The organism is Phycisphaerae bacterium, from assembly GCA_012729815.1.
Classification (GTDB): domain Bacteria; phylum Planctomycetota; class Phycisphaerae; order JAAYCJ01; family JAAYCJ01; genus JAAYCJ01.
The window spans coordinates 1-21838 of sequence record JAAYCJ010000217.1 but is presented as its reverse complement, the minus strand read 5'-3'; the positions used below and the strand labels follow the sequence as shown (position 1 = coordinate 21838).

Sequence of the window (21838 nt, the reverse complement as noted above, 5' to 3'; positions counted from 1 at the left end):
CGCTGCCGGCACGTGATCTTTGCAGATCGCCGCCGGTTGTGACAGTGACGCCAGCCTGTTTCGGCTTGCGGATTTCTACGCGTTCTTGCCTGTCTCCGCGTGGTCCGGGTGCTCCGTGCTGGTCTAGTCCGCGGGCGGCCAGTTGACGGGGAAGTCTTTGCCGATCATCTGGTCCGGGCAGGTGTAGTCCCATCCGCTGTTGGTCACGACCCAGTTGGTGTAGGTGTTGCAGTTGGGTCCGGGCAGCAGCGTGAACCGCTCCTGCAGCGGATAGTTGGGCGACTGGGTCTCGACGAAGTTGATGATCGCCTCGGCCGCTTCGCCGGTGACTTCCGAGAGCACGAATTGACCGGGATTGGCGTCGTAGTCGTAGGCTTCGTAACCGTTCTTCCAGAGGTGGCCGTACGGGTCTTTCCACGAGATGCCGACTTCCCAGCGGTCGAACACCGCTGAGCCCTTGGGTTTCATCACCACCCATGAATGGTATCCAAAGCACTGGACGAACGGCAGCGGGGCTCCATAGAGCCGCACGATCGCGTCATCCTCGAATCCCAGTTCCTCAAGCGACTTGTACGGCGTCTGGTCCGGGACTTCCCAGCACGGACAGCCCGTCATGACCGCCAGAGACACCGCCAACGCCAACGTCGCCAGCCGACTGCCGAAACCCGCTCTGTGACCGATCGCTTCCATAAGGCCTCCACACTTTTGCGCCCCGTGAATGCACTGCCGAGCAAACGCTGACCATATCTGTCTTCGGCGACCCTGTCAATCCCAAACGCAGCTTATCGCGGGCGGATTGCCGGTAGCACTCGGCGGCGGGCGGCATCGGCCACGCCACCGGGTCGGAGACCAGCCTGACCATGTTTTACCACGGCGAGAGGGTGGACCTTACCGCTCTCCCGCCGGCGGATAAGTCCATTTACTACAAGGACTTCGGAATTCTCGACGGCCCGGAGCTGTTTCGCCAAGCCGTCGATGAGATCGCCGCGGAGGTAAAGCTGCTGCTCGGCGCTATCGCCTGAACCGGCTTTTGGCTTTACTCCGGCTTTCGGAGACGGCCGAACACCCAGTATCCGCGGCCGCTGACCTTCAGCCGCTCCACGAGAAACCCGGCACCGGTCAGGGCTTCCCGAAGCTCTTGCAGGCCAAAGGGCACGTGCCGCCAGTAGCGGTTCATCGCCAGAGGCGACTCGCCGATCAGCGCCTCCTCAAAGGCGAACACACCGCCCGGCTTGAGCGTCCGGTACGTTTCGGCGATCACCCGCCGCCACGGCTCGATGTGGTGCAGCGCGCCGAACAGGAACGCAGCGTCGAAGGTCTCGTTCTCAAACGGCAGCCGACTCGCGTCGGCCTCGATCAGCCTGATCGAGCCCAAGGGCAGCCCTTCAGCCCACGCGGGCGGATTGGAGAGTTTGGCGCGGGCCGCTTTCAGCATGGCTGGGTCCAGGTCGATCGCCACGATTGTGGCCGGCGCCAGGTGCTTGCTGATCAGCATCGCCCCCAGACCGTTGCCCGTTCCGATCTCCAGCACCGTCCGTCCGGGAATCGGGCTCAGATCCTTGAACACCCGCGGCGCTTCATACCGCCGAAGCAGCCACCCCCGAACAGCCGAATTCAGCGCCGCCTTCTCCAGCCATCGCATTTTCACCGAGCCGTCCGCCCCCCAGCTTCTCTTACCGGTACTTGCCCTGGATGTAGTCGTGCAGGTACTCGATGGTTCGCAGATTGTCGGTGATCTCGAACGCCAGGACGTCCCGGCTGGAGATGATGCCCGCCAGTTTGCCTGCCTCGACCACCGGCAGATGGCGGATCCGCATCTTGGTCATCACCTCGCGGCACTCTTCCAGCGAGGTCTCCAGCCGGCACCAGGCGATCGGCCAAGTCATCACCGCCCCGACCGGCGTCTTTTCCGGGTCGAGCCGGGCGCCCAGCACCCGCGAGAGCAAATCCCGTTCGCTGATGATTCCCACCACCTTCTCATCGTGCACGACGATCAGGGCTCCGATGCGTCGTTCGGTCATGAGCTGGGCCGCCTGGGTCACCGACGCGGTCCGCTCGATGGTTACCACGTCGTGCCCCTTGTCCGCGAGGATATCCTTGACCAGCGCCATCGGTCTACCTCCGATGATGAAAACCGCGATCTTACGGAATTCTAACCGGCCGGGCGGACGATGTACAGAGGCCCGTAGGCCTCCGCCGCCTCCCTTCCAACCCGCCGAATCGGCGTCATTTACGCGCCGAAGACATTGGCAAAAGGGGAGTCCACAGCGTATACTTATAGGTTTCACTGATTATAATTTGGAAGAATCCATGCGGCAGGAGCGGATACGCAACTTTTCGATTATCGCGCACATCGACCATGGCAAGAGCACCTTGGCCGACCGGATGATCCAACTCACCGGCCGGGTCGCCGACCGCCATTTCCGCGAGCAGTTGCTCGACGACATGGACCTGGAGCGCGAACGCGGCATCACCATCAAGGCCAGCGAGGTCACCCTCGGCTATGTCCACACGGGCCAGCCCTACGAGCTGAACATGATCGACACGCCGGGCCACGTGGACTTCCACTACGAGGTCTCGCGGGCCCTGGCGAGCTGCGAAGGCGCGATCCTGGTGGTTGACGCCACCCAGGGCGTCCAGGCCCAGACGGTGGCCAACGCCTATCTGGCCGTCGAGAACGGCTTGGACATCATTCCGGTCATCAACAAGATCGACCTGCCCGCGGCCCAGCCGGAACTGGTTGCTCAGGAGCTTGAGACGGTTCTGGGCCTCTCAGCCGACGACGTGATCTTCGTCTCGGCCAAGACCGGCAACGGCGTCACCGAACTGCTCGACGCCATCGTCGAGCGCCTGCCCGCTCCGCGCGGCATCGAGGAGACCGAACTGCGGGCCCTCGTTTTCGACTCGATCTACGACGACTATCGCGGCGTGGTCACCTACATCCGCGTCTTTGACGGAGCCATCCGCAAGGGCGACAAGATCACCATGATGGGCACCGGCCGGAACTTCCAGATCACCGAACTGGGCCAGCTGTGCCCGCAGATGTCGCCGCTGGACGAAATGCACGCCGGCCAGGTCGGCTACTGCGTCGCCAACATCAAGACCCTCTCGGACGTGCGGATCGGCGACACGATCACGCTGACCGCCCGACCCGCGGCCAAGGCCCTGCCCGGCTACAAGCCGCCGCTTCAGATGGTCTTCTGCGACTTTTTCCCCGGTCCGGAGACCGAGTACACGCACCTCAAGCAGGCCCTCGAAAAGCTCCAGCTCAACGACAGTTCGTTCACCTATCAGGCTGAGAACAGCGAGGCCCTCGGGTTCGGCTTCCGCTGCGGATTTCTCGGCCTGCTGCACCTGGAGATCATCCAGGAGCGTCTGGAGCGCGAGGCCGGCATCACCGTCGTCCAGACCGCGCCGATGGTCAACTACGAGGTCCTGCTGCAGGACAACACGACGATCAACATCAACTCGCCGGCCAAGCTCCCGGACCTCTCGAAGGTCTTGGAGATCCGCGAGCCGATGGTCCGCTGCAGCCTGATCAGTCCCAGCGACTGCGTCGGGGCCATCATGAAGCTCGCCGAGCAGCGCCGCGCCACGTTCAAGCACAGCGAGTACCTTTCGCCCACCCGCGTGATGCTCCAGTACGAGTTTCCGCTGGCCGAGATCATCTACGACTTTTATGATAAACTCAAGGGCATCACCCGGGGGTATGGGACGATGGACTATGAGCTGACCGGCTATCACCAGGCCGACCTGGTCAAATTGGACATCCTGGTCGGCGGCAAGAAGGTCGATCCGCTCTCGATCATCGTTCACCGCAGCCAGGCTGAGTTCCGCGGCCGGCGGGTCATCCAGCGGCTCCGGCAGGAAATCCCGCGGCAGATGTTCGAGGTGGCCCTGCAGGCGGCCATCGGCACCCGCGTGATCGCCCGAGAGAGCATCCCGCCGGTGCGCAAGAACGTCACCGCCAAGTGCTACGGCGGCGATATCACGCGTAAGCGCAAGCTCCTGGAAAAGCAGAAGGCGGGCAAGAAACGGCTCAAACAGATCGGCAACGTGCAGATCCCGCAGGAGGCCTTCATCGCGGTCCTGGACCGAGGGGAGCAGTCGGGCGAATGAGCGTCAAGAAGCAACCGAACGACGGCGGTTTCTCCGTGTTGAGGCTGGCCAACTACATAGCCGAGTTCGCGGTCATGCCGGTTATCTTCGCCCTGGTGTTCACCACCTTCATCGCCCGGACCTACGGCATTCCCACCGGCTCGATGGGCCCGACCCTGCTGGGCTACAACCGCGAGCATCGCTGCCGCGACTGCGGCTACCGCTTTGTCTATGGCGTGGAGGACGCCTCGCCGGAGCCGGGCATTCAGCTTCGGCTGCCCAAACAACTGGTCTGCCCCAACTGCCGGTTCGCCGAACCTCCCGACCCGCGCCTGCTTCGCAAGAGTCCGCGAGTCCGCGGCGGCGACTACCTGGTCGCCAACAAACTCGGTTACGAACTGGCCGCCGTCGCTCCCGTCCTGCAGGGCCATCTGGGCCCGCAACGCTGGGAAGTGGTGATTATCAAGGATCCCTCCGACGCCTCCATCAACTACATCAAGCGTCTGGTGGGCCTGCCCGGCGAGAAGATTGAGATCATCGACGGCGACCTGTTCGTCAACGACCGCATTCCCGAAAAGACCGCGGACGCCCAGCAGTCGCTCTGGTTCCTGGTCAACGACATCGACCACCAGCCGCGGGGACTGCCGCGACGGGCTTCGCTGGCTGCGCCCCGCTGGCAGGCTGCGGACGACGCCGCGGCGAAGATATGGACCACCTCCGGCCGCGTCCTTCGCTTTGACGCCGCCGACGCCGATTCGCCGGCCGCCATCCGCTTTGCCGGTCCGGTCCAGGACTTCTACGCCTACGACGACGCGGACACCCAGAACGGCAATCTCCACACCGTCTCGGACCTGAAGATGGAGTTCGTGCTGGTTCCGGGCCGGGTGAACCCGCAGGGACGGGTGAGCCTGACTCTCAGCAAACGCGACGACGTCTTTACCGCCGTCATCACAGCCGACGGTGCGGTGTCGCTCGAGCGGCGCTCGCGCCAGGCGATGGAGCAGGGCCAGGGCCAGCCGCAACGGCTCGCCGAAGCGAAGATCGACCCGTTGACCACCGACGAACCGCGGGTGATCGGTTTCGAGAACGTGGACCACCGGGTGCGCCTGTTCGTCGACGGCCGAACCGTTCTGACCACCACACCGCAGCAGTATCAGGCCGACCCGCAGGCGATCAAGAAGGCTGGACGGGAACCCGCTGCGCCGATCGTCAATGTCTCCGTAGCCGGCCTCGACGGACAGATACGCCACATGAAGCTGTTCCGCGACGTCTACTACCAGTACGCCCAGTTTCACCCCAGTATGATCGGAGTGGACCGCGCCCTGGTCAACAAGCCGGGCCACGGCGTCGCCGGCAATCCGATCCACCTCCAGGACGATGAGTATTTCGTCCTCGGCGACAACAGCCCGCGCAGCAAGGACTCGCGGCTCTGGACGTCACTCGGCCCGCACCTCCAGCCGCCGTATGACACCGGCCGCCACACCCTTGGCGCGGTGCCCGCCGACCAGATGATCGGGCGGGCGATCTTCGTATTCTGGCCCGCGCCGGGACGGCTCTTCGGTTCGCTGCCGGCCATTGTGCCCAACGTCGGCGACATGCGTCTGGTGCGTTGATCGCCGCGACTGGCCCGCTTTCCGCTGGTCAAAGCGGCCGCCGGAGCGTACCATAGGAGCCACCTTTCGGCGGCGGTCTGGCGGCCGCATCCGTCGGCTGTGAACATCGGGTTGCGGATATCGGTTCGGAGACGCTTCACGACCATGAGCACGAACGGCAGACAGACGCCGGAGGGGCTGGACGCGATGGCGGCCCCCGCCCGACAGGCCATCGAGCACCTGGTGGTCGCTCTGATCCTGGCCTTCGTCTTTCGCGCCTTCGTCGTCGAGGCCTACCGCATTCCCACCGGCTCCATGGCGCCCACCCTCTACGGAGCCCATCGCCATCGGGTCTGCTCCAACTGCGGCTACCACTACGCCTATGAGGTCGCGTACCGCGAGGGGCGCAGTGGGGTCGAGCCGGTCTGCCCGAAGATCACCCGCTGTCCCAACTGCGAATGGGAGGAAGAAGCCGCCCCGCTGGCCGTCTCCGGCCGGTACGTCATCGACAGCGGCGACCGGATCCTGGTGATGAAACTGGGTTACGAGCTGGCTGCCATGGCGCCCTCGCTGGGCGACTTGCTGGGCCCTCGCCGCTGGGACGTGGTCGTCTTCAAGAACCCTTCCGATCCCACCGTCAACTACATCAAACGTCTGATCGGCCTGCCCAACGAGACGTTGGAGATCATCGACGGCGACATTTACATCGACGGTCAAATCGCACGCAAGCCCGACCACGCTCAGAAGTGCACGTGGTTCCTGGTCTCCGACCGCGACTACCTGCCCACGATCCGCGGCTCCGGCCGGTTCGATGCCATCGCCACCTGGGCGCCGCGAGGTCCGGGCGGCGAGCACTGGGACACCTCCGGACGCGTGCTGGTCTTCAAGGGCGCCGCAGCGGACGCCTCGGGAACGATTGGCTTTTCCGGCCCGATCACCGACTACTACGCCTACGACGATCCGCGCGAACAGGACGAGACCGCCGTGAACGTCTCGGACCTGCGGCTGGCCACCATGGTGGTGGTCCGCGAGGGCGACGGGGCGGTCACCCTGTCGCTCAGCAAGCGGGACGAGCTCTATGAAGCCAGGATCGAAACGTGCGGCATGGTCACGCTGTGGCGGACTGAACTGGACGGTGGAAAGGGGCCGGAGATCCTGGCCGCTGGCCAGATCCCTCCGATCCGGCCCAAGGTTCCCGTCCGCATCGCCTTCGAGAACGTGGACTATCGCGTCCGTCTGATGATCGACGGCCGCGAAGTCCTCCGAACCACCGACGACCAATACCACCCCGATCCGCGGGCCCTGCGGTTCGCCCCGCCGGACCAGCGCCGTCCCCGGGTGGCCATCGCCGCCCAGGGGATCGACGCCCAGTTCTGGCACACCACGCTGCACCGCGACATCTACTACGAGAAGGTACACATCACCGAAAACGCCGCGGACAACCCCTTCGAGGGCGAACTCGGCCACGGCGTGGCGGGCAACCCGATCCATCTGGGCTCCGATGCCTACTACGTCCTGGGCGATAACAGCCCCAAGAGCAAGGACTCCCGCCTCTGGTGGGAGATCGGCCCACACCTGGCCGAGTGCGACCGGCGAGGCGACTACCAAGCCGGAACCGTTCCCCGCGACCAGATGGTGGGCAAGGCGCTCTTTGTCTACTGGCCCGCGGGCCATCGTATCCTCGGCTCGGGGCCCGCGATCATCCCCAATTTCGGCGACATGCGCTTTATTCGTTGATACGACAGGAGTTATCCACACGCCGGAGTTTCCGGCCAAGTTGGCGGGCCAACGGCTTCAATCGCACACCGCAGACCGTAATCGAAACCCAAACCGCCTGTAAATGACATAACATCTTTCGCTAACGTCAGTTATGTCGATATGATCATAATTCAAACCGCTGGGTGCGTTTCTCGCTTGGCGGAGCGCCGGGCGATTCGGTATAATGACCGGCGAATTTAGGACTTTCCACAGCTTTTCAACAGCGCTTGAGAGCCGTTTTCAAGGCGGATATCGGGAATCAGATGATGGTGCCCAAACCCCAGAAAGTGTTCGACCTGGGCGATCCGGAATGCCTCTACGAGGTCTGTCGCCTCAAATACCGCGAGGGCTGCTCCGAGCGGGAAATCGCCAAGCGGTTCGGTTTCGAGGAGGACAACCGCACCCAGATCCGCAAGGCCCTTCAGCGGGCTGAAGAGACCGGGATCGTCATCAAGCCTCCGGTGGCGATCATCCGGCCGGGCGGACTGCCCCTGGATCACCGGTCGCTTGAAACCCAGCTCATGTACCGCTACGGCCTCAAGTACGTCCAGGTCGTCGAAGGCTTCTCCGACGCCTACCTGGGCCAGGATCGCAATCTCCAGAATATCGTGCTGGACCGCATGGCCGCTGCGGCCGCCGCCTACTTTGACGCGCTGATGGGCCATACCCCGCGGGCGGGCGTGGTCTGCGTCAACTGGGGCTACACCATGCAGTTGTTCGTCAGCCACGTGCTGGACCTCGAACCGCCCCAGAAGAACATCGCCCTGAACCACCGCAACGAGCAGTGCACCATCCTGCCCATGGTAGGCATCATCGGCACCGGCAACCGTATCCAGGTGGCTGAGCGCGAGGCCTACGTTTTGGCCCTGGAACTGGCCCGCAAGTACGACGCCATTCCGCGGCACCTGCCGTGTCCCGCCATCATCCGCGACCGCGAGCAGGCCCGGATCGTCGAGCAGCTCGAACCGGTCAAGAACTCGCTTGACCTGTTGCGGGCGGCGGATATCGCGGTCACCGGCGTCGGCTTCGTGGATGACCGCGTCGATCTCTACGCCGAGATGACCATCGTCAAGCAGCATCTGCTGACCGCTGAGGAAGTCAACCAGATGCGACAGCGCGGAGCGGTCGGCGAGATCGCCAACTGGTTCTTCGACGCCAACGGGTCCGAACTCGACGGCAACGGCGACGGGCCGACCTCGATCAAGCCGATCGGGCTGGGGCTCTCGGGCCTGCGGCAGATCTGTCAGCGGGGCGGCACGGTCATCGCCGTCTGCGGCGGCGACGTCCGCCGCGTGCCGGCCCTGCGGGCCTGTCTGGGCAACCACGCGAAACTGCTGACCGCGCTGTTCACCGACCACCTGACCGCCCAGGAACTTCTCGAGGAGCCCTGACCGCCGGTAGGGGGCTGGATTTGGAACGGGGGCGCTTTTACAATCGCAGCCGAAGCGGAGGGGCCTTTTATGGCGGAGCACGTATATCTCAACGGCGATGTCATGCCTGCGGACCAGGCGAAGATCACGGTCTTCGACGCCGGTCTGCAGCACGGAGTGGGGCTCTGCGAGGTCATCCGCTGCTACCAGGGCCGGCCGTTCCGTCTCAATGACCATCTGGCCCGCCTCGAGGATTCGGCCAAGACGCTCGGGCTGGTCGTGCCGGCGCAACCGAAGCAGTTCGAACGGGCGATCGAGAAGCTTTTGGCCGCCAACGAGTTGGGCGACGCCCGCGTCCGCATCACGGTCACCGGAGGCTCGGTCCGGGTGGGCATCCATTTGGGCGCCCAGTCGGCGCCGAACGTGCTGATCACCGCCGGCCCAGCCGCTGCGCCGCCCGCTGAGGTCTACGCCGACGGGGTCGGCGTGGTGCTCAGCGACTACCGGACATCTTCCCGCGATCCGATCGTTCGCCACAAGACGATCAGCTACCTTTCGCGGCTGACCGCTTTGAAACGCGCCCAGCGGGCCCGCATGGCCGACGCCCTGTGGTTCAGCGATGAGGGGTACCTGGTCGGCGGATCGGTGGCCAACGTCTTTGTCGTCCGCGACGACATCATTCATACGCCGCCGCTCGATCTGCCCGTGATCCCGGGCATCGCCCGCAAGGTCGTGATCGAACTGGCCGCCGATCTGCAGTTCCCGCTGCGCGAAACCCGCCTGTCGATGCAGGAGATGCTCGAAGCCCAGGAGATGTTTCTGACCAATACGGTGATCGAGGTGTTGCCCGTGGTCGTCGTCGAACGCCACGTGGTGGGCGAAGGACGCGTGGGGCCGCTCACGCGGTCGCTGCTGCAGCGCTACCGCCACCAGGTGCGGGAGGAGTTGGAAATCGCATGAGCCCCAAAAGTACATCCGTGGCCGATATCGAACGGCGGTTGAATGCCGCGTTTCGGATCGACCTGGCTGAAGACTGGGACAACGTCGGCCTGCTCATTGGCCGACGCTCTCGCATGGTCCGGCGGCTGATGATCTGCCTCGACCTGACCGAACCGGTGCTTCGCGAGGCGTTCGCCCGGCGGGCCCAGATGATCCTGGCGTACCATCCGCCGATCTTCGATCCGCTCAAACGGATCCTGCTTGAGGACCAGCCGGTGGTTTACCAGGCGGCGGCTACCGAGACGGCCGTCTACGCTCTGCACACCGCCTACGATATGATCCCCGGCGGGACCAGCGACGCCCTGGCCGACCTGATCGACCTCCAGGACCGTCAGCCGATTCAGCCCTCGACCGTCTCCGGCCAATCCAAGCTCGTCGTCTTCGTCCCGCAAGACCACGCCGACGCGGTCGCCGCAGCCGTGTTCGACGCCGGCGGCGGCGTCATCGGCGACTACCGCTGCTGCAGTTTCCGAACGCCCGGTGAAGGCACGTTCCTGGGCGGCGAAACATCGGACCCCGCCGTCGGCCAGGCGGGAGTCTTCGAGCGCGTGCCCGAGCTTCGCATGGAGATCCTGGTGGACAACGCCCGTCTGTCTGAGGCAATCCGACGGGTCAAGCAGGCCCACCCGTATGAGGAAGTCGCCTACGACGTCTGTCCGCTCAGCCAGGTGCAGACCGACTGCGGTCTCGGCCGGATCGGCCGGCTGCCCAAACCGATGGCCTTTGACGCCCTCGTCGCCCGGATCAAACGCCGCACCGGCTTGAGGCGCGTCCTGACCGTTACGCCAAGCCCCTCCGAACCTATCGTTACCGCCGCCGTGTGTCCCGGTTCCTGCGGCAAACTCGCCGCCCAACTCGCCGGCAAGGTCGATCTGTACCTGACCGGCGAACTCCGCCACCACGACGCCCTCGCCCTCCAAGCCGCGGGCGCTCATGTCGTGTGTTTGGGCCACGGCAACTCCGAACGCCCAGCCCTCAAACAACTCGCCAAACAGGTCACGGACGTGCTGCCCGACCTGGAGGTGTTTCTAAGCGATCGCGACGCCGATCCGCTGGTGATCGCTTGAGTTGCCTCAGCCGTACATGTCCTCGACGATGATCGAAAGCGGACCGGCCGGCTGTGATTGCCAGTCTTCGATGATACGCCGCAGCTTTCGCGGGTTGAGCACCTCGTGCGGGTCCAGGTCCAGCGCCTCGTGCGGATCGAACCATCGGCAGGCCAGAATCTCGCCGGTCTGCGGCGTGGTTTGTCCGCCCGTCGCCCGGCCGAGAAAGACGAAGTTGATGTAGCGAAACTCTCCAAAACCGGTATAGACCCCGATCAGCCCCTCCGCCCGAACCTCCAGACCCGTTTCCTCGCGGACCTCACGCTCCGCTGACGCCGCCAGAGGCTCACCTACTTCCACGCCGCCGCCGGGCAGATTCCACTTGCCGTGGTTGTGTGGCCCGTCTTCCTGGACCAGCAGCAGCCGGTTCGAGTCATCGACAACGAGCATGCTGGCGTGGATGATGGTCTGCATGACGTGACCCCAATAAAAAATCCCGGCCGCGGTTGTCCGCAGCCGGGACTCCAATCAATGTTGCCGTAAAGGCATCTACTTGCTGAGCTTCTGAGCGGTCTCGACCGCCGACGCGGCGTCCGGGGCGTAGCCGTCGGCCCCGATCTCGTCCGCATAGTTCTGGGTCACCGGGGCGCCGCCGATCATCGCCTTGACCTTGCCGCCCAGGCCCGCTTCCTTCATCGCCTTGACCACATTGGCCATCTGCGGCATCGTCGTGGTCAGCAGGGCGCTCATCGCCACCACCTGCGCGCCCTTTTCCTGGGCTGCGCTGACGAACTTCTCCGGCGGCACGTCGGTGCCCAGATCGACGACCTCAAAGCCGCCGCCCTGGAGCATCATCGCCACCAGGTTTTTGCCGATGTCGTGCAGGTCGCCCTTGACCGTCCCGATCACCACCGTGGCCACCGGCTTGACGCCCGCATCCTTGAGCTTCGGGGAGAGGATTTCCATCCCCGCCTTCATCGCCCGGGCCGCGATCAGCACCTCAGGCACGTAGAACTCGTTGTTCTTGAACTTCTCGCCGACCACCTGCATGCCCGCGATCAGGCCCTTATTCAGGACCTCTTCGACGTTCGCGCCTTCATCGAGGGCGGCTCTGACCTTGGTTGCCACTTCGTCCCGTTTGCCCGCGATCAGTGACGAGGCAATTCCTTGCAGATCTGCCATGTCCGTATCCTCCGGTAAGCCGTCTTACCAAATCCAACAAGCCAACAATTCCATGGCCCGGACCCACGTAGTCCGGCCCACGCTCGGTTATCCGGAGAATCTAACAAGGCCCAACAGGTGAATCAAGGGATTTCACCGGAAACCACGCGCCGGATAAGTGCAAAGTGGATATTTTTTAACCTACTGGACGACAAGTCGTTATGGCCGTATGCTCCGTTGGTCGCACCCTCGCCGCGGGCGATTTAGTCCAAAAAGTAGAAAAAAACCGGCATTGCCGCCCGCCTTCATTTACCGTTGAATCTTGCCGCTGCCGCGTGCATAATCGTCCCAATGTCAGCACCGGAGCCAGCCAATCAGAATCAGCCGAAACGTCGTTCCCGCCATCGGCGAATCCGCGCCATCAGCATCGCCCCAGCCCTGGTGACCCTCGGCAACCTGCTGTTCGGTTTTGCCGCCATCCACTTCGCCGCCCGCGAAGTGGAGCTCCAGAGCCCCATCTGGGATCGGCTTCAGGTGACCAACCTGGCCTTGGCCTGTTATATGATCTTCGCCGCCATGATCTGCGACGCCCTCGACGGGCGCCTCGCCCGCCTCGCCCGGACCACCAGCGATTTCGGCGGGCAACTGGACAGCCTCGCCGACGTGGTCAGTTTCGGGGCGGCCCCGGCGTTTATCGCGGTGCGACTGGTCATCGAGGTCTCGCGAAACTATGTGGGCGCCGATCCGGTCGTATCTCCCGTTGCCGAAACCGCTTATGGCCGGTTCTGTTGGATCGCCGCCGCGGCCTACCTGGCCTGCACCGCCTTGCGACTGGCCCGGTTCAACGTCGAGAATGTCCACGACGAGTCCGCCCATATGGGTTTCCGCGGGCTGCCGTCGCCGGGAGCAGCGGGGGCTCTGATTTCCGTGGTGCTGCTGAACCAGGAGGTGATTCCCAACATCAGCGCCTCGTTGGCCCGCCGTTCCGATCTGCTGGCCGCCGCTGTGCCGTGGGTGGCGATCGCTCTGGGGCTGCTGATGGTCTCGCGGGTTCCGTACATCCACCTGATGAACCGATTCTTCCGCGGCAAGAAGCCGTTCTGGATGCTCGTGACAGCCGTGCTGGCCGTCTTGGCGTTCTGGCTGTGGCCCGAACTGGTTCTGGCCATCGCCCTGTGCGGCTATGCCGCCAGCGGCCCGGTGCTCTGGCTGGTCCGACGCGGGCAACACCGATTTGTCCCAGCAAGAACCGAGGAGTCTTCATGACCACCGTGACCCGCTTCGCCCCTTCGCCCACCGGATACCTGCATATCGGCGGGGCTCGCACCGCGCTCTTCAACTGGCTGCTCGCCCGCAAGACCAGCGGGCGCTTCATCCTGCGGATCGAGGACACCGATCAGCGGCGATCGACCGACGAATCCACCCGCATGATCCTGGAGGACATCAATTGGCTGGGCCTGATCTGGGACGAGGGGCCGGAAGTAGGGGGGGCGAACGGTCCGTACTTCCAGAGCCAGCGGCTTGAGATCTACCGCAAGTGCACCGACCAGCTCATCGCGGCAGGGCGGGCGTACAAGTCGTTCGAGACGGCTGAGGAACTCGAAGCAGCCCGCGAGGAGGCCCGCAAGGCGGGCAAGGGATTTAAGTACGACGGTCGGGCCAAGAACCTGACTCCGGAACAGATCAGGCAATACGAGACCGAGGGCCGGCCCTTTGTCGTCCGTCTGGCCACCACCGGAGAGGATGTCACCGTCAACGACATGATCCTCGGCCAGGTGGTGTTCAAAGCTGAGGAACTCGAGGACTTTGTGATCCTCAAGTCCGATGGCTTTCCGACCTATCATCTGGGCGTGGTGGTCGATGACCACCTCATGGGCGTGACGCACGTGTTGCGGGGCCAGGAACACCTGATGAACACGCCCAAGCACATCGCCCTCCAGCGGGCTTTGGGCTTTCCGACGCCGATCTACGCCCACCTGCCGCTGATCTTCAACATGGACGGCTCGAAGATGTCCAAACGCGACAAGGAGAAGGCCGCCCGCGAGGGCCGTCCGGCGCCGGAGATCGACGTCCATGATTTTCGCCTCGCCGGCTATCTGCCCGAGGCCCTGCTGAACTTCGTGGCTTTGCTCGGCTGGTCGCCCGGCGGCGACCGGGAGATCATGAGTCTTAGCGAGATGACGCAGCTCTTTTCGATCGAGCGGATCGGCAAGACCAACGCCCGTTTCGACCGCGAGAAACTCGCCGCCTTCAACGCTGAGTACATCCGCAGCGTGCCGTTGGAGCGTCTCCGCGAGGCGATGCGCGATTTTCTGGCTTTGACCGACTATCCGCTGAAGGCCGCCGACGACGGCCTGCTCGACCGGATCCTCGTGATGTACCGCGAACGTGCCAAGACACTGGCTGAGATCGCGCAAAAGAGCCGCATGTTCTTCGTCGAACAGGTCGAGTACGACGAAAAGGCGGTGGCCAAGGTCCTCAAGAAGGATCCGGCGTCCAAAGTGCTGGCCGACATGGCCGAGCGCCTAGCCGGCCTCGAAGCCTGGACCGCCGCCAACATCCACCAGGCCATCGAAACCTACGCGGCTGAGAACGAACTGAACATGGGCAAGGTCGCCCAACCCTTGCGCGTCGCGGTCAGCGGCGAGACCGTCAGCCCGCCCATCGATCAGACCATCGAGGCTCTCGGCAAAGACGTAGCCATCGCCCGCATCCAACAGGCGCAGACTCTCTAGGGCATGGCGACCCGCAGCCACGCCTTCGCCTCGCCACAGACAACACGGATTCCGCTTGACGGCCAAGGCCTTGATCCCTCAAAATGAATCTGTTCAAGTTTCAGGGCGTGTTTCTTTTTTTGGGGAGATTGTGCCATGTCGATGTCCACAAAGGTTCTGGCGGAGTTCATGGGTACGTTCTGGCTTGTCTTCGGCGGGTGTGGCAGCGCGGTTCTGGCCGCGGGGTTTCCGGAGTTGGGAATCGGGTTCATGGGTGTCGCTCTGGCCTTCGGGTTGACCCTCCTGACCATGGCCTACACGATCGGGCACATTTCCGGCTGCCACATCAACCCGGCTGTTTCATTCGGGATATGGGCCTCCGGACGCCTGAAGACCTCCGAACTGATCCCCTACATCGTTGCCCAGGTGGTCGGCGGCATTGCCGCGGGCGGCGTGCTCTACCTGATCGCCTCCGGCAGGCCGGGGTTCGTGGTCGACGGATTCGCCTCCAACGGCTATGGAGAGCATTCTCCAGGCGGATACTCGGCCGCGGCGTGTTTCCTCGCCGAAGCGGTGTTGACCTTTATGTTCCTGATGATCATTCTCGGAACGACGGAACGCCGCGCCCCGGCGGGCTTCGCCGGCTTGGCCATCGGTTTGAGCCTGACCCTGATCCATCTGATCAGCATTCCGGTGACCAACACCTCGGTCAATCCGGCCCGCAGCACGGGTGTCGCGGTCTTCGCCGATCCCTGGGCTCTGGCGCAACTGTGGATGTTCTGGGTCGCGCCGATCCTGGGAGCGATTGTGGCCGGCTTTGCCCACCGTTTCCTTTTCGCCAAGGCGGGATCGGCGTCGCTCGAGTCTTCCACCTGACGCGAATGCCGCAGCCGACTATGGGTTGACGGAGCGGGTGCGGGCCGTGACCGCGGTCCGCCTGCCTACCGCACGCGAAACGCCAGCGCCGTCTGGTCGTCCTGCGGCTCGTTCTCAGCCGCGAATGATCGGACCTCGTCCACGATCCTGTCGACCAGCGCCTGCGGATCACCGTTGCGGTGCGTCTGCAGCAGCCTTTCCATCCGCGGCGTCTCAAACCGTTTGCCCTCGACGTTCCTCGCCTCGATCAGCCCGTCGGAGACAAAGCAGATCGTATCGCCCGGCTCGAGCTGTTCCTCCGCGTGCACCAGCTCCAGATCCGGCTCGACGCCCAGCAACAGGTTCCGCGCCTCGGACAACGACTTGATCGGCTTGGCCGGATCGGCGCCCACCCGCCAGGGCTCCGGATGATGGCCGCAGTTGAGGTACCGCAATCGTCGCGTCTGGGCGTCGTAGACCGCTGCGAAAACCGCGGCGTAGCTGTCCTCCGGGATCAGCCGGCACAACGCCGAATTGAGCTGGCGGACCAGGTCCTCCAGACTCCCGTGATCGTCCAGCCACGCCTGAAACCGCGTCTTGAGAATGGTCGTGATCAGCGCCGCCGCCATGCCGTGGCCGCTGACGTCCGCGAACAGCACCGCCACCGTGTGGTCGTCGACCGCGCTGGCGTCGAAGTAGTCGCCGCCCACCTCAGCCTCCGGCACGAAACTGCTGCCCCACGCCAGATACTCGCCCAGCGGCATGTTGTTCCGGTCCGGCAGCAGCCGCTGCTGAACGTGCCGGGCCCGCTTGGCGTCCTCGCGAATCCGGTCGGTGTAATGCTTGAGCCGCTGATAGGCCTGGCCAAGGCGATGGGCCTTCTCCTCATTGTCGTATTCGACGCTGCCCACGATCATGAAGAACAGGTACACCAGCATGAACAGCAGCGCCGCGGCCAGCACCGTCACCATCAGCAGCAGATGCCAGTCGCCCAGAAACGCGTAGATCAGAAACGGTCCGATCGCCACCAGTCCGGCGATCAGGCCGAACCGCGGCGCCGCTTGGAACAGCGCCCGGTGGTCGGCGAACCGGCCGTGACGATTCTCAAACCACCGCACCACCCGGCTGAAGCACGTGACGCAGTAGTAGTAGGTGACGCTCAACTCGTCGTCCAGGATCCGAGTCTGCGCGCAGGCGAACTGGACGCCCTCATGACCGAACAGGGATCGGGCGCTCCTGGTCCCACGCGAGCGGGTCCGCCGACGAATGTGCCGCCTCAAGGCGTACACCAGCGTCAGGACCTCCTCGATCTGGTCGCCGTCAATCCGAAGGTCCAGGTCCACCCGCCGCACGCCCAGCCGGTGAAGGAACCGGCACAACGCGCGATGGTCGCGGATCGGGTCGACCGCGTCCCGAAGGGTGTAGCCGAGCGGCTGGATTTCGCCATCGCCACGGATCTCCAGCCGCAGACGATCCGCCCCGACGTCCCGCGCCCGGGGCAGGACCTCGCGCTCGATCCAGTGGCTGAATCGCTTGACCTCCGGCCATAGCGACGACAGCCGAATGCTCCATCGGCCCAGTCGGTAGCGAACGCGGTCGGCAAGGCCAAGGCCATCGATCGTGTGCTTGCTGTTCTGGTCGATTTCGATCACTTTGTTGGTATCCCCTGACAGCGGTGGGCGAAAGCCCCTCAACCCATCATTCAATTATTTCCCGCTCTGGATGGCGGGGCAAGACAAAAGCGGGTCGGCGGTCGCGCAGGCCGGTCGCGATGGCATGCCTGCCAGGGAAGTCGGATCAAGAGGACAAGTCTCACGCCATCGTTGACGGAGCGTGTCGAGGGCCAGGTGTGTGCGCGTCGGGAATCGGCGCCGGCGGCGGATCGGACCGCGAGAACTGTCGTTTCCTCAGAACCGCACCACTTGAAACGCGAAAAGCTCGCCTCCGCTCAGGGCGAACCGCAAAGCCGCTGGGACTCCCGGCCGCAGATCGCTCAGTTCCCGCATGCTCGGCTCGCGCCCCCAGACCACTCGGTATCGCAGCGAATCGTGTCGGATCAAGCGGCATTGATCCTGATCAAATCCTTCGACCGGCTGCCCCCTTTCGTCGAGGACCGCCACTCTCAGCTCGCTCTCATTCCCGATCTGTGCATTGGCCGTCAGACGTCCATTCGCCAGTTTCAGCATCGGGGTCTGAAGGATGCCTTCCCTTCCCGGATCGCTCGGCCGAAGGCCAACGAACCGATCCGCGGGCAGCGTCGCCAGTCCGATCCCGTGCCGCCACGGTCCGGTCGGATCGATCCTTCCTTCGCCGTGACGCAGGTTGCTGCCGGTGTAGTAGATGTGGGTCCGATCATTCCGCTTGACTAGCGTGGTGCTGGGATAGAGCCTGGCGTCCCACGAGCGGTTTTGCGGCGGCCGCGGCGGCTCGGAATCGAGCCAGCACGCCCGGTCCGCCGCCCGGTCCCATCGCCGCCCGTCGCGGCTGACCATCAACTGCACGTCCATGTCGCCGAGCATGTTGTTGCCTTCTTCGCGATCCAGGTGCAGCATCGGCAGCATGCCGATCAGCAGATCGCCGTAAACGCTGACGCACAGCCCGTACGGCTGCGTCCACGGATAGCCGTCTTCCGCGTCGGTTGTGAAGATCGTCTCCTTGTCCGTCCAGTGTTCAAAATCGTCGCTGGTGCACAGGGCGACTCCGCGCATCACGCCGGACCAGTTCGGGTCGCGCACCTGGATGCGCACGAACGCCAGATACCGGTCCTGCCACCGGATGATCGTTGAACAGGTGTCGTTCTTGCCCGCGGCGTCAAACGGCATGGTCCGCCAGTGAATCCCGTCCGGCGAACAGCCGATGATGTCTCCACCGAGCCCGTGGTAGCGCTTCTGCGGGTCCGGATCGTCCGGCGTCGGCAGCACGCAGAATCCGTGTCCGCCCGCGATCACGATGTTGTGCTCGTGATGCCCTGCATACGGCCAGGGCCCGACCGGCGGCTTTCGCCACTGCACCCCGTCGTCCGACTCGGCGTAGCACATGCAGTACTTGGCGGTCCGCGGCCCCTCCGGTACGTCCGGCGCCTCGTCCTTTGACTGGTATTCGTTGGCCAGGTACAGACATCTGAATCGCTGGGCCTGCGGATCGAGCCACACGCTGCAGTAGCCGATCGAACGTTTCTCCCACGGCCGATCCTGCACGATCAGTGGATTTGCCTCGTGTCGCACCGGCTGGTGCGGCCGTCGGCTCAACCCGCTGCTTTGCGCGATCAGCGCGTCATCGAGAAACAACTGGGGATGATGCGAGATATTCATCGGCTTCATTGGCTCCACTGTTCCGTCAGGCCGGCAGGTCCGGCACCTGGATCCAGCTGCGCTTGGTCCACGACTCCAGGCCCTTTTCAGCCAGTTGCACGCCCTTGGCCCCTTCCCGCAGATCCCACGGGAACGGCTCGTCCTTGACCACGTGCCGCAAAAACAGCTCCCACTGCACCTTGAACGCGTTGTCGTACGACCGCTGCTCGGGCATCTTCATCCACGTGTCAAAGAACTCGATCGGCTGCTCGACGTCCGGGTTCCACACCGGCCGCGGCGTCCCGCCGTACGGCTGGATCCAGCAATCGCGAAGGCCCGCCACCGCCGAGCCGTCGGTGCCGTCAACCTGGAACGTGACCAGATCGTCGCGCCGTACGCGCACGCACCACGACGAGTTGACCTGGGCGACGATCCCGCCATCCAGCTCGAACGTGGCATATGCCGCATCATCCGCCGTGCACGGGTAAGGTTGGCCGCTTTCGTCCACCCGCTGCCTGATGTGCGTGGCGCCCAGGCACGAGACCGTCCGCACCGGACCGAAGATGTTGTCGAGCACGTAGCGCCAGTGGCACAGCATGTCGAAAATGATCCCGCCGCCGTCCTCCTTGCGGTAGTTCCACGACGGCCGCTGGGCCGGCACCGTGTCGCCCTCGAAGACCCAATAGCCGAATTCGATCCGCACCGAGAGAATCCGGCCGAAGAAGCCCATCTCGTTGAGCGACCGGAGCTTCATCAGACCGGGCAGCCACAATTTGTCCTGCACCACGCCGTGCTTGACGCCGGCCTTCCTGGCCAGGGTGTGCAATTCGTACGCCTCGTCGGTCGACAGCGCGGTCGGCTTCTCGCAGTAGAGGTGTTTGCCCGCCGCGATGGCCCGCTTGACCGCCTCCGGCCGGCGGCTGGTGGTTTGGGCATCGAAATAGACTGTGTACGCCGGATCGGCCAGCGCCGCCTCCAGATCGGTCGTCCACCTGGCCACACCCGATTCGGCAGCCAGTTTCTCCAGCTTCGCTGCGCTGCGGCCCACCAGGATCGGGTCCGGCATGATCGTCTCGCCCTCGCTGATCCGGACGCCGCCCTGACGGATGATCCCGACGATCGAACGCATCAGGTGCTGATTGGTTCCCATTCGGCCGGTCACCCCGTTCATGATGATCCCGACCCGATGCTCGATGCTGCTGGACATGGTATGCTGCTCCTTCGATTCCGGAACTCAAACGAGCCGCGGCGGCGGTGGGGCGGATCGTGCCCGCCTCTGCCGGTCCTAACCTTTCGGCCGCTCTGTGCACTGCGGCCAGGCGCCCTGCGGCAGCGGCGGGGCCTCGACGCCCGCTTTCGGCAGCGTGCCCTCCAACTCCTGCCGCCAGTGCGCCACGTCGCCCGCCGGACCGTAGCAGTAGATCATCGTCAGCGGCGTCTCGCCGATGTTGGTCAACTGGTGAAACACCCCGGACGGGATGTAGACCGCCTGCCCCGCCCGCATCGCCTGACACTCGTCGCCCAGGCACATCTGACCGGTTCCCTCGACTACGAAGTACACCTCTTCCTGGTCCTGATTGTGCCAGGGCACCTGTCCGCCCCTGGGCTCCAGCGTCACACAGCCCATCGAGAAACTGGCAGCCGCAATGGGCGATGTCCCACCCACCAGATTCTGTGTCCGGCGCCGCGCCGGGTAGGTCCGGCCGGTGATCTCGGCCAGATCGGCAATCATCATCACAATCTATCCTTGTTATAAATCAGCAACGTTTATTTTAAGGGCTTTCACTAGGCTGGTTATTATCGCCACTGCGGATGGGAGATGCAACAGGTGGACCGCTACTGTGTGCGAAACTGGATAGGCGGGATGGATTTCGACCGGCGGAGGCTAGAATGTCGGCGGGGTAATCACCCACAAGGCCAGCGTCACTTCGTCCGACGGGTTGCCGAACCGGTGGGGCCGGCTCGAATCGAAGTAGATGCTGTCGCCCTCATTCATTTCATACGGAATGCCGTCGATCTCGATGTGCAGCTTGCCTCGAACGATGTGGGCGAACTCCTGGCCGTGGTGGACGTAGTTCTCATGCCCGGACGACGAGTGCGGCTCCAACTGGATCATCAGAGGCTCCATAGCCTTGTGGATTTCCCGATGGGTCAGCCCTTCCAGCGAAATCCCTGCCTGAAGGCGTTCGATCTTGGGACGGGAACCCTTGCGGACCACCGGCTCCTGAATTTCGGTCGCCGGTTCGTCGATCAGCGAGCCGACCGTCACGTCCAGCGCGGCTGCGATCGCCTTGAGAGTCCCCAGCGACGGCAGGGTCTTGCCCTGTTCGATCTGCGAAAGGAAGCTCCGGGAGGTATCCACCGCCGCCGCCAGATCGCCCAGCGACATGTGCTTCGAAAGCCTCAGCCGGCGTATCTGCTCCCCGAACTTGTCCGTCTCCAGCGAACGCGCATTCCTGCTCATGGCCGCGACTCCCAAAACGCCCTGTAAAGCCACATTGTCGTGTTTGATGTAGCTTTACACCGTGTCAAGACACTTGAACGCAAGAGGTTATAGTTTATATGCCAAGTGTAGCGATCGGCTCCGGTCAAGGCAATGGCTTTCTTGGTCTTCCGGAGACGATAGCAGTTCCTTGGTCGGTTCCGAGCACAGAAACTAAAGCTCCCGCCTATTCGAGCTGAGACTCCATTCAGCACATCTTTCCCGGTGCCCGTACCAGGGATGATGGCCGCCCGTCACCGCGACGGCGGCAGCGATCTGCTGACAAAACAAGATGTTTTTTTGCCCTGTTGTCCCACAGACAAACGCCAACAACCTCACGGTTGATAAAACGGAGACGACGGGGTTAGAATCAGCCGGCGCACGGGGTACGCATCCAGAGCGCCTGGCACGTCCTGTCTCTGTGGACCCTTTGGCGTGGGTGTCTGTGGGCAGGCGACTGTCAGGCGCTTTTT

General features: G+C 63.9%; 20 protein-coding genes. 10 read left to right on the top strand and 10 right to left on the bottom strand.

Going from position 1 to position 21838, the window contains the following annotated elements; genetic code table 11:
• Positions 1–123: 123 nt before the first annotated feature.
• Complete coding sequence (locus GXY33_14355; GenBank protein NLX06316.1) at positions 124–690, bottom strand: DUF3750 domain-containing protein; 567 nt, start codon at positions 688–690, stop codon at positions 124–126.
• A gap of 170 nt (positions 691–860) precedes the next feature.
• Here GXY33_14355 and GXY33_14350 point away from each other — a divergent pair, with 170 nt between their 5' ends.
• Positions 861–1022 carry a hypothetical protein gene (locus GXY33_14350; protein ID NLX06315.1) on the top strand — a complete coding sequence of 54 codons (162 nt, stop codon included), beginning with the start codon at positions 861–863 and terminating at the stop codon, positions 1020–1022.
• Between the two features lie 14 nt (positions 1023–1036).
• Here the strand turns inward: GXY33_14350 and GXY33_14345 are convergent, their stop codons facing one another.
• Positions 1037–1648 carry a class I SAM-dependent methyltransferase gene (locus tag GXY33_14345; GenBank protein ID NLX06314.1) on the bottom strand — a complete coding sequence of 204 codons (612 nt, stop codon included), beginning with the start codon at positions 1646–1648 and terminating at the stop codon, positions 1037–1039.
• A 25-nt stretch (positions 1649–1673) separates the two neighbouring features.
• Positions 1674–2111: a CBS domain-containing protein gene (locus GXY33_14340; GenBank protein NLX06313.1), complete on the bottom strand. Its 438-nt coding sequence runs from the start codon at positions 2109–2111 to the stop codon at positions 1674–1676.
• Between the two features lie 199 nt (positions 2112–2310).
• Between GXY33_14340 and lepA the strand changes: the two genes are divergently transcribed.
• From lepA to GXY33_14310, 6 genes are all read left to right on the top strand, one after another.
• Positions 2311–4119 carry an elongation factor 4 gene (gene lepA / locus GXY33_14335; protein NLX06312.1) on the top strand — a complete coding sequence of 603 codons (1809 nt, stop codon included), beginning with the start codon at positions 2311–2313 and terminating at the stop codon, positions 4117–4119.
• Positions 4116–5711 (top strand): signal peptidase I, encoded by a 1596-nt coding sequence (gene lepB, locus GXY33_14330; GenBank protein NLX06311.1) that lies wholly within the window; start codon positions 4116–4118, stop codon positions 5709–5711. Before lepA ends, lepB (GXY33_14330) begins: the two co-directional genes overlap by 4 nt.
• 144 nt (positions 5712–5855) lie before the next feature.
• Positions 5856–7427 carry a signal peptidase I gene (gene lepB, locus GXY33_14325; GenBank protein ID NLX06310.1) on the top strand — a complete coding sequence of 524 codons (1572 nt, stop codon included), beginning with the start codon at positions 5856–5858 and terminating at the stop codon, positions 7425–7427.
• Positions 7428–7714: 287 nt separating this feature from the next.
• Positions 7715–8839: a hypothetical protein gene (locus GXY33_14320; protein ID NLX06309.1), complete on the top strand. Its 1125-nt coding sequence runs from the start codon at positions 7715–7717 to the stop codon at positions 8837–8839.
• Between the two features lie 69 nt (positions 8840–8908).
• Positions 8909–9778, top strand: a complete 870-nt coding sequence (locus GXY33_14315; protein ID NLX06308.1) for a hypothetical protein — start codon at positions 8909–8911, stop codon at positions 9776–9778.
• A complete protein-coding gene (locus GXY33_14310) occupies positions 9775–10884 on the top strand; it encodes a Nif3-like dinuclear metal center hexameric protein (GenBank protein NLX06307.1) in 1110 nt (369 codons plus the stop codon). Before GXY33_14315 ends, GXY33_14310 begins: the two co-directional genes overlap by 4 nt.
• Positions 10885–10890: 6 nt before the next feature.
• On the opposite strand, the gene GXY33_14305 is transcribed toward GXY33_14310, so the two are convergent.
• Together GXY33_14305 and GXY33_14300 are read right to left on the bottom strand one after the other, a co-directional pair.
• Complete coding sequence (locus tag GXY33_14305; protein NLX06306.1) at positions 10891–11337, bottom strand: NUDIX hydrolase; 447 nt, start codon at positions 11335–11337, stop codon at positions 10891–10893.
• Positions 11338–11412: 75 nt separating this feature from the next.
• Entirely contained in the window at positions 11413–12045 is a 633-nt protein-coding gene (locus tag GXY33_14300) for a cobalamin-binding protein (protein ID NLX06305.1), read from the bottom strand.
• A gap of 330 nt (positions 12046–12375) precedes the next feature.
• On the opposite strand from GXY33_14300, the gene GXY33_14295 reads away from it, so the two are divergent.
• The 3 genes from GXY33_14295 (at position 12376) to aqpZ (ending at position 15614) form a co-directional block, all read left to right on the top strand.
• A complete protein-coding gene (locus GXY33_14295; protein ID NLX06304.1) occupies positions 12376–13290 on the top strand; it encodes a hypothetical protein in 915 nt (304 codons plus the stop codon).
• Positions 13287–14759 (top strand): glutamate--tRNA ligase, encoded by a 1473-nt coding sequence (locus tag GXY33_14290; protein ID NLX06303.1) that lies wholly within the window; start codon positions 13287–13289, stop codon positions 14757–14759. Before GXY33_14295 ends, GXY33_14290 begins: the two co-directional genes overlap by 4 nt.
• Positions 14760–14894: 135 nt before the next feature.
• Positions 14895–15614, top strand: coding sequence for an aquaporin Z (gene aqpZ, locus GXY33_14285; protein NLX06302.1), 720 nt, complete (start codon positions 14895–14897; stop codon positions 15612–15614).
• Positions 15615–15679: 65 nt separating this feature from the next.
• Here aqpZ and GXY33_14280 read toward each other — a convergent pair whose 3' ends face one another.
• The 5 genes from GXY33_14280 to GXY33_14260 form a co-directional block, all read right to left on the bottom strand.
• Positions 15680–17245: a SpoIIE family protein phosphatase gene (locus GXY33_14280; GenBank protein NLX06301.1), complete on the bottom strand. Its 1566-nt coding sequence runs from the start codon at positions 17243–17245 to the stop codon at positions 15680–15682.
• Positions 17246–17500: 255 nt separating this feature from the next.
• Positions 17501–18913, bottom strand: a complete 1413-nt coding sequence (locus tag GXY33_14275) for a hypothetical protein (GenBank protein ID NLX06300.1) — start codon at positions 18911–18913, stop codon at positions 17501–17503.
• 16 nt (positions 18914–18929) lie between these two features.
• Positions 18930–20078 carry a Gfo/Idh/MocA family oxidoreductase gene (locus GXY33_14270; protein NLX06299.1) on the bottom strand — a complete coding sequence of 383 codons (1149 nt, stop codon included), beginning with the start codon at positions 20076–20078 and terminating at the stop codon, positions 18930–18932.
• 90 nt (positions 20079–20168) lie between these two features.
• A complete protein-coding gene (locus tag GXY33_14265) occupies positions 20169–20618 on the bottom strand; it encodes a cupin domain-containing protein (GenBank protein ID NLX06298.1) in 450 nt (149 codons plus the stop codon).
• A gap of 150 nt (positions 20619–20768) precedes the next feature.
• On the bottom strand, positions 20769–21347 hold the full coding sequence (locus GXY33_14260; protein ID NLX06297.1) for a cupin domain-containing protein: 579 nt from the start codon (positions 21345–21347) through the stop codon (positions 20769–20771).
• Between the last annotated feature and the right edge of the window lie 491 nt (positions 21348–21838).

Bases quoted from the DNA above. Each gene is read 5' to 3' on its own strand.
- GXY33_14355 (NLX06316.1), bottom strand. From the start codon at position 690: ATGGAAGCGATCGGTCACAGAGCGGGTTTCGGCAGTCGGCTGGCGACG.
- GXY33_14350 (NLX06315.1), top strand. From the start codon at position 861: ATGTTTTACCACGGCGAGAGGGTGGACCTTACCGCTCTCCCGCCGGCG.
- GXY33_14340 (NLX06313.1), bottom strand. From the start codon at position 2,111: ATGGCGCTGGTCAAGGATATCCTCGCGGACAAGGGGCACGACGTGGTA.
- lepA (NLX06312.1), top strand. From the start codon at position 2,311: ATGCGGCAGGAGCGGATACGCAACTTTTCGATTATCGCGCACATCGAC.
- lepB (NLX06311.1), top strand. From the start codon at position 4,116: ATGAGCGTCAAGAAGCAACCGAACGACGGCGGTTTCTCCGTGTTGAGG.
- lepB (NLX06310.1), top strand. From the start codon at position 5,856: ATGAGCACGAACGGCAGACAGACGCCGGAGGGGCTGGACGCGATGGCG.
- GXY33_14320 (NLX06309.1), top strand. From the start codon at position 7,715: ATGGTGCCCAAACCCCAGAAAGTGTTCGACCTGGGCGATCCGGAATGC.
- GXY33_14315 (NLX06308.1), top strand. From the start codon at position 8,909: ATGGCGGAGCACGTATATCTCAACGGCGATGTCATGCCTGCGGACCAG.
- GXY33_14310 (NLX06307.1), top strand. From the start codon at position 9,775: ATGAGCCCCAAAAGTACATCCGTGGCCGATATCGAACGGCGGTTGAAT.
- GXY33_14305 (NLX06306.1), bottom strand. From the start codon at position 11,337: ATGCAGACCATCATCCACGCCAGCATGCTCGTTGTCGATGACTCGAAC.
- GXY33_14300 (NLX06305.1), bottom strand. From the start codon at position 12,045: ATGGCAGATCTGCAAGGAATTGCCTCGTCACTGATCGCGGGCAAACGG.
- GXY33_14295 (NLX06304.1), top strand. From the start codon at position 12,376: ATGTCAGCACCGGAGCCAGCCAATCAGAATCAGCCGAAACGTCGTTCC.
- GXY33_14290 (NLX06303.1), top strand. From the start codon at position 13,287: ATGACCACCGTGACCCGCTTCGCCCCTTCGCCCACCGGATACCTGCAT.
- aqpZ (NLX06302.1), top strand. From the start codon at position 14,895: ATGTCGATGTCCACAAAGGTTCTGGCGGAGTTCATGGGTACGTTCTGG.
- GXY33_14275 (NLX06300.1), bottom strand. From the start codon at position 18,913: ATGAAGCCGATGAATATCTCGCATCATCCCCAGTTGTTTCTCGATGAC.
- GXY33_14265 (NLX06298.1), bottom strand. From the start codon at position 20,618: ATGATGATTGCCGATCTGGCCGAGATCACCGGCCGGACCTACCCGGCG.
- GXY33_14260 (NLX06297.1), bottom strand. From the start codon at position 21,347: ATGAGCAGGAATGCGCGTTCGCTGGAGACGGACAAGTTCGGGGAGCAG.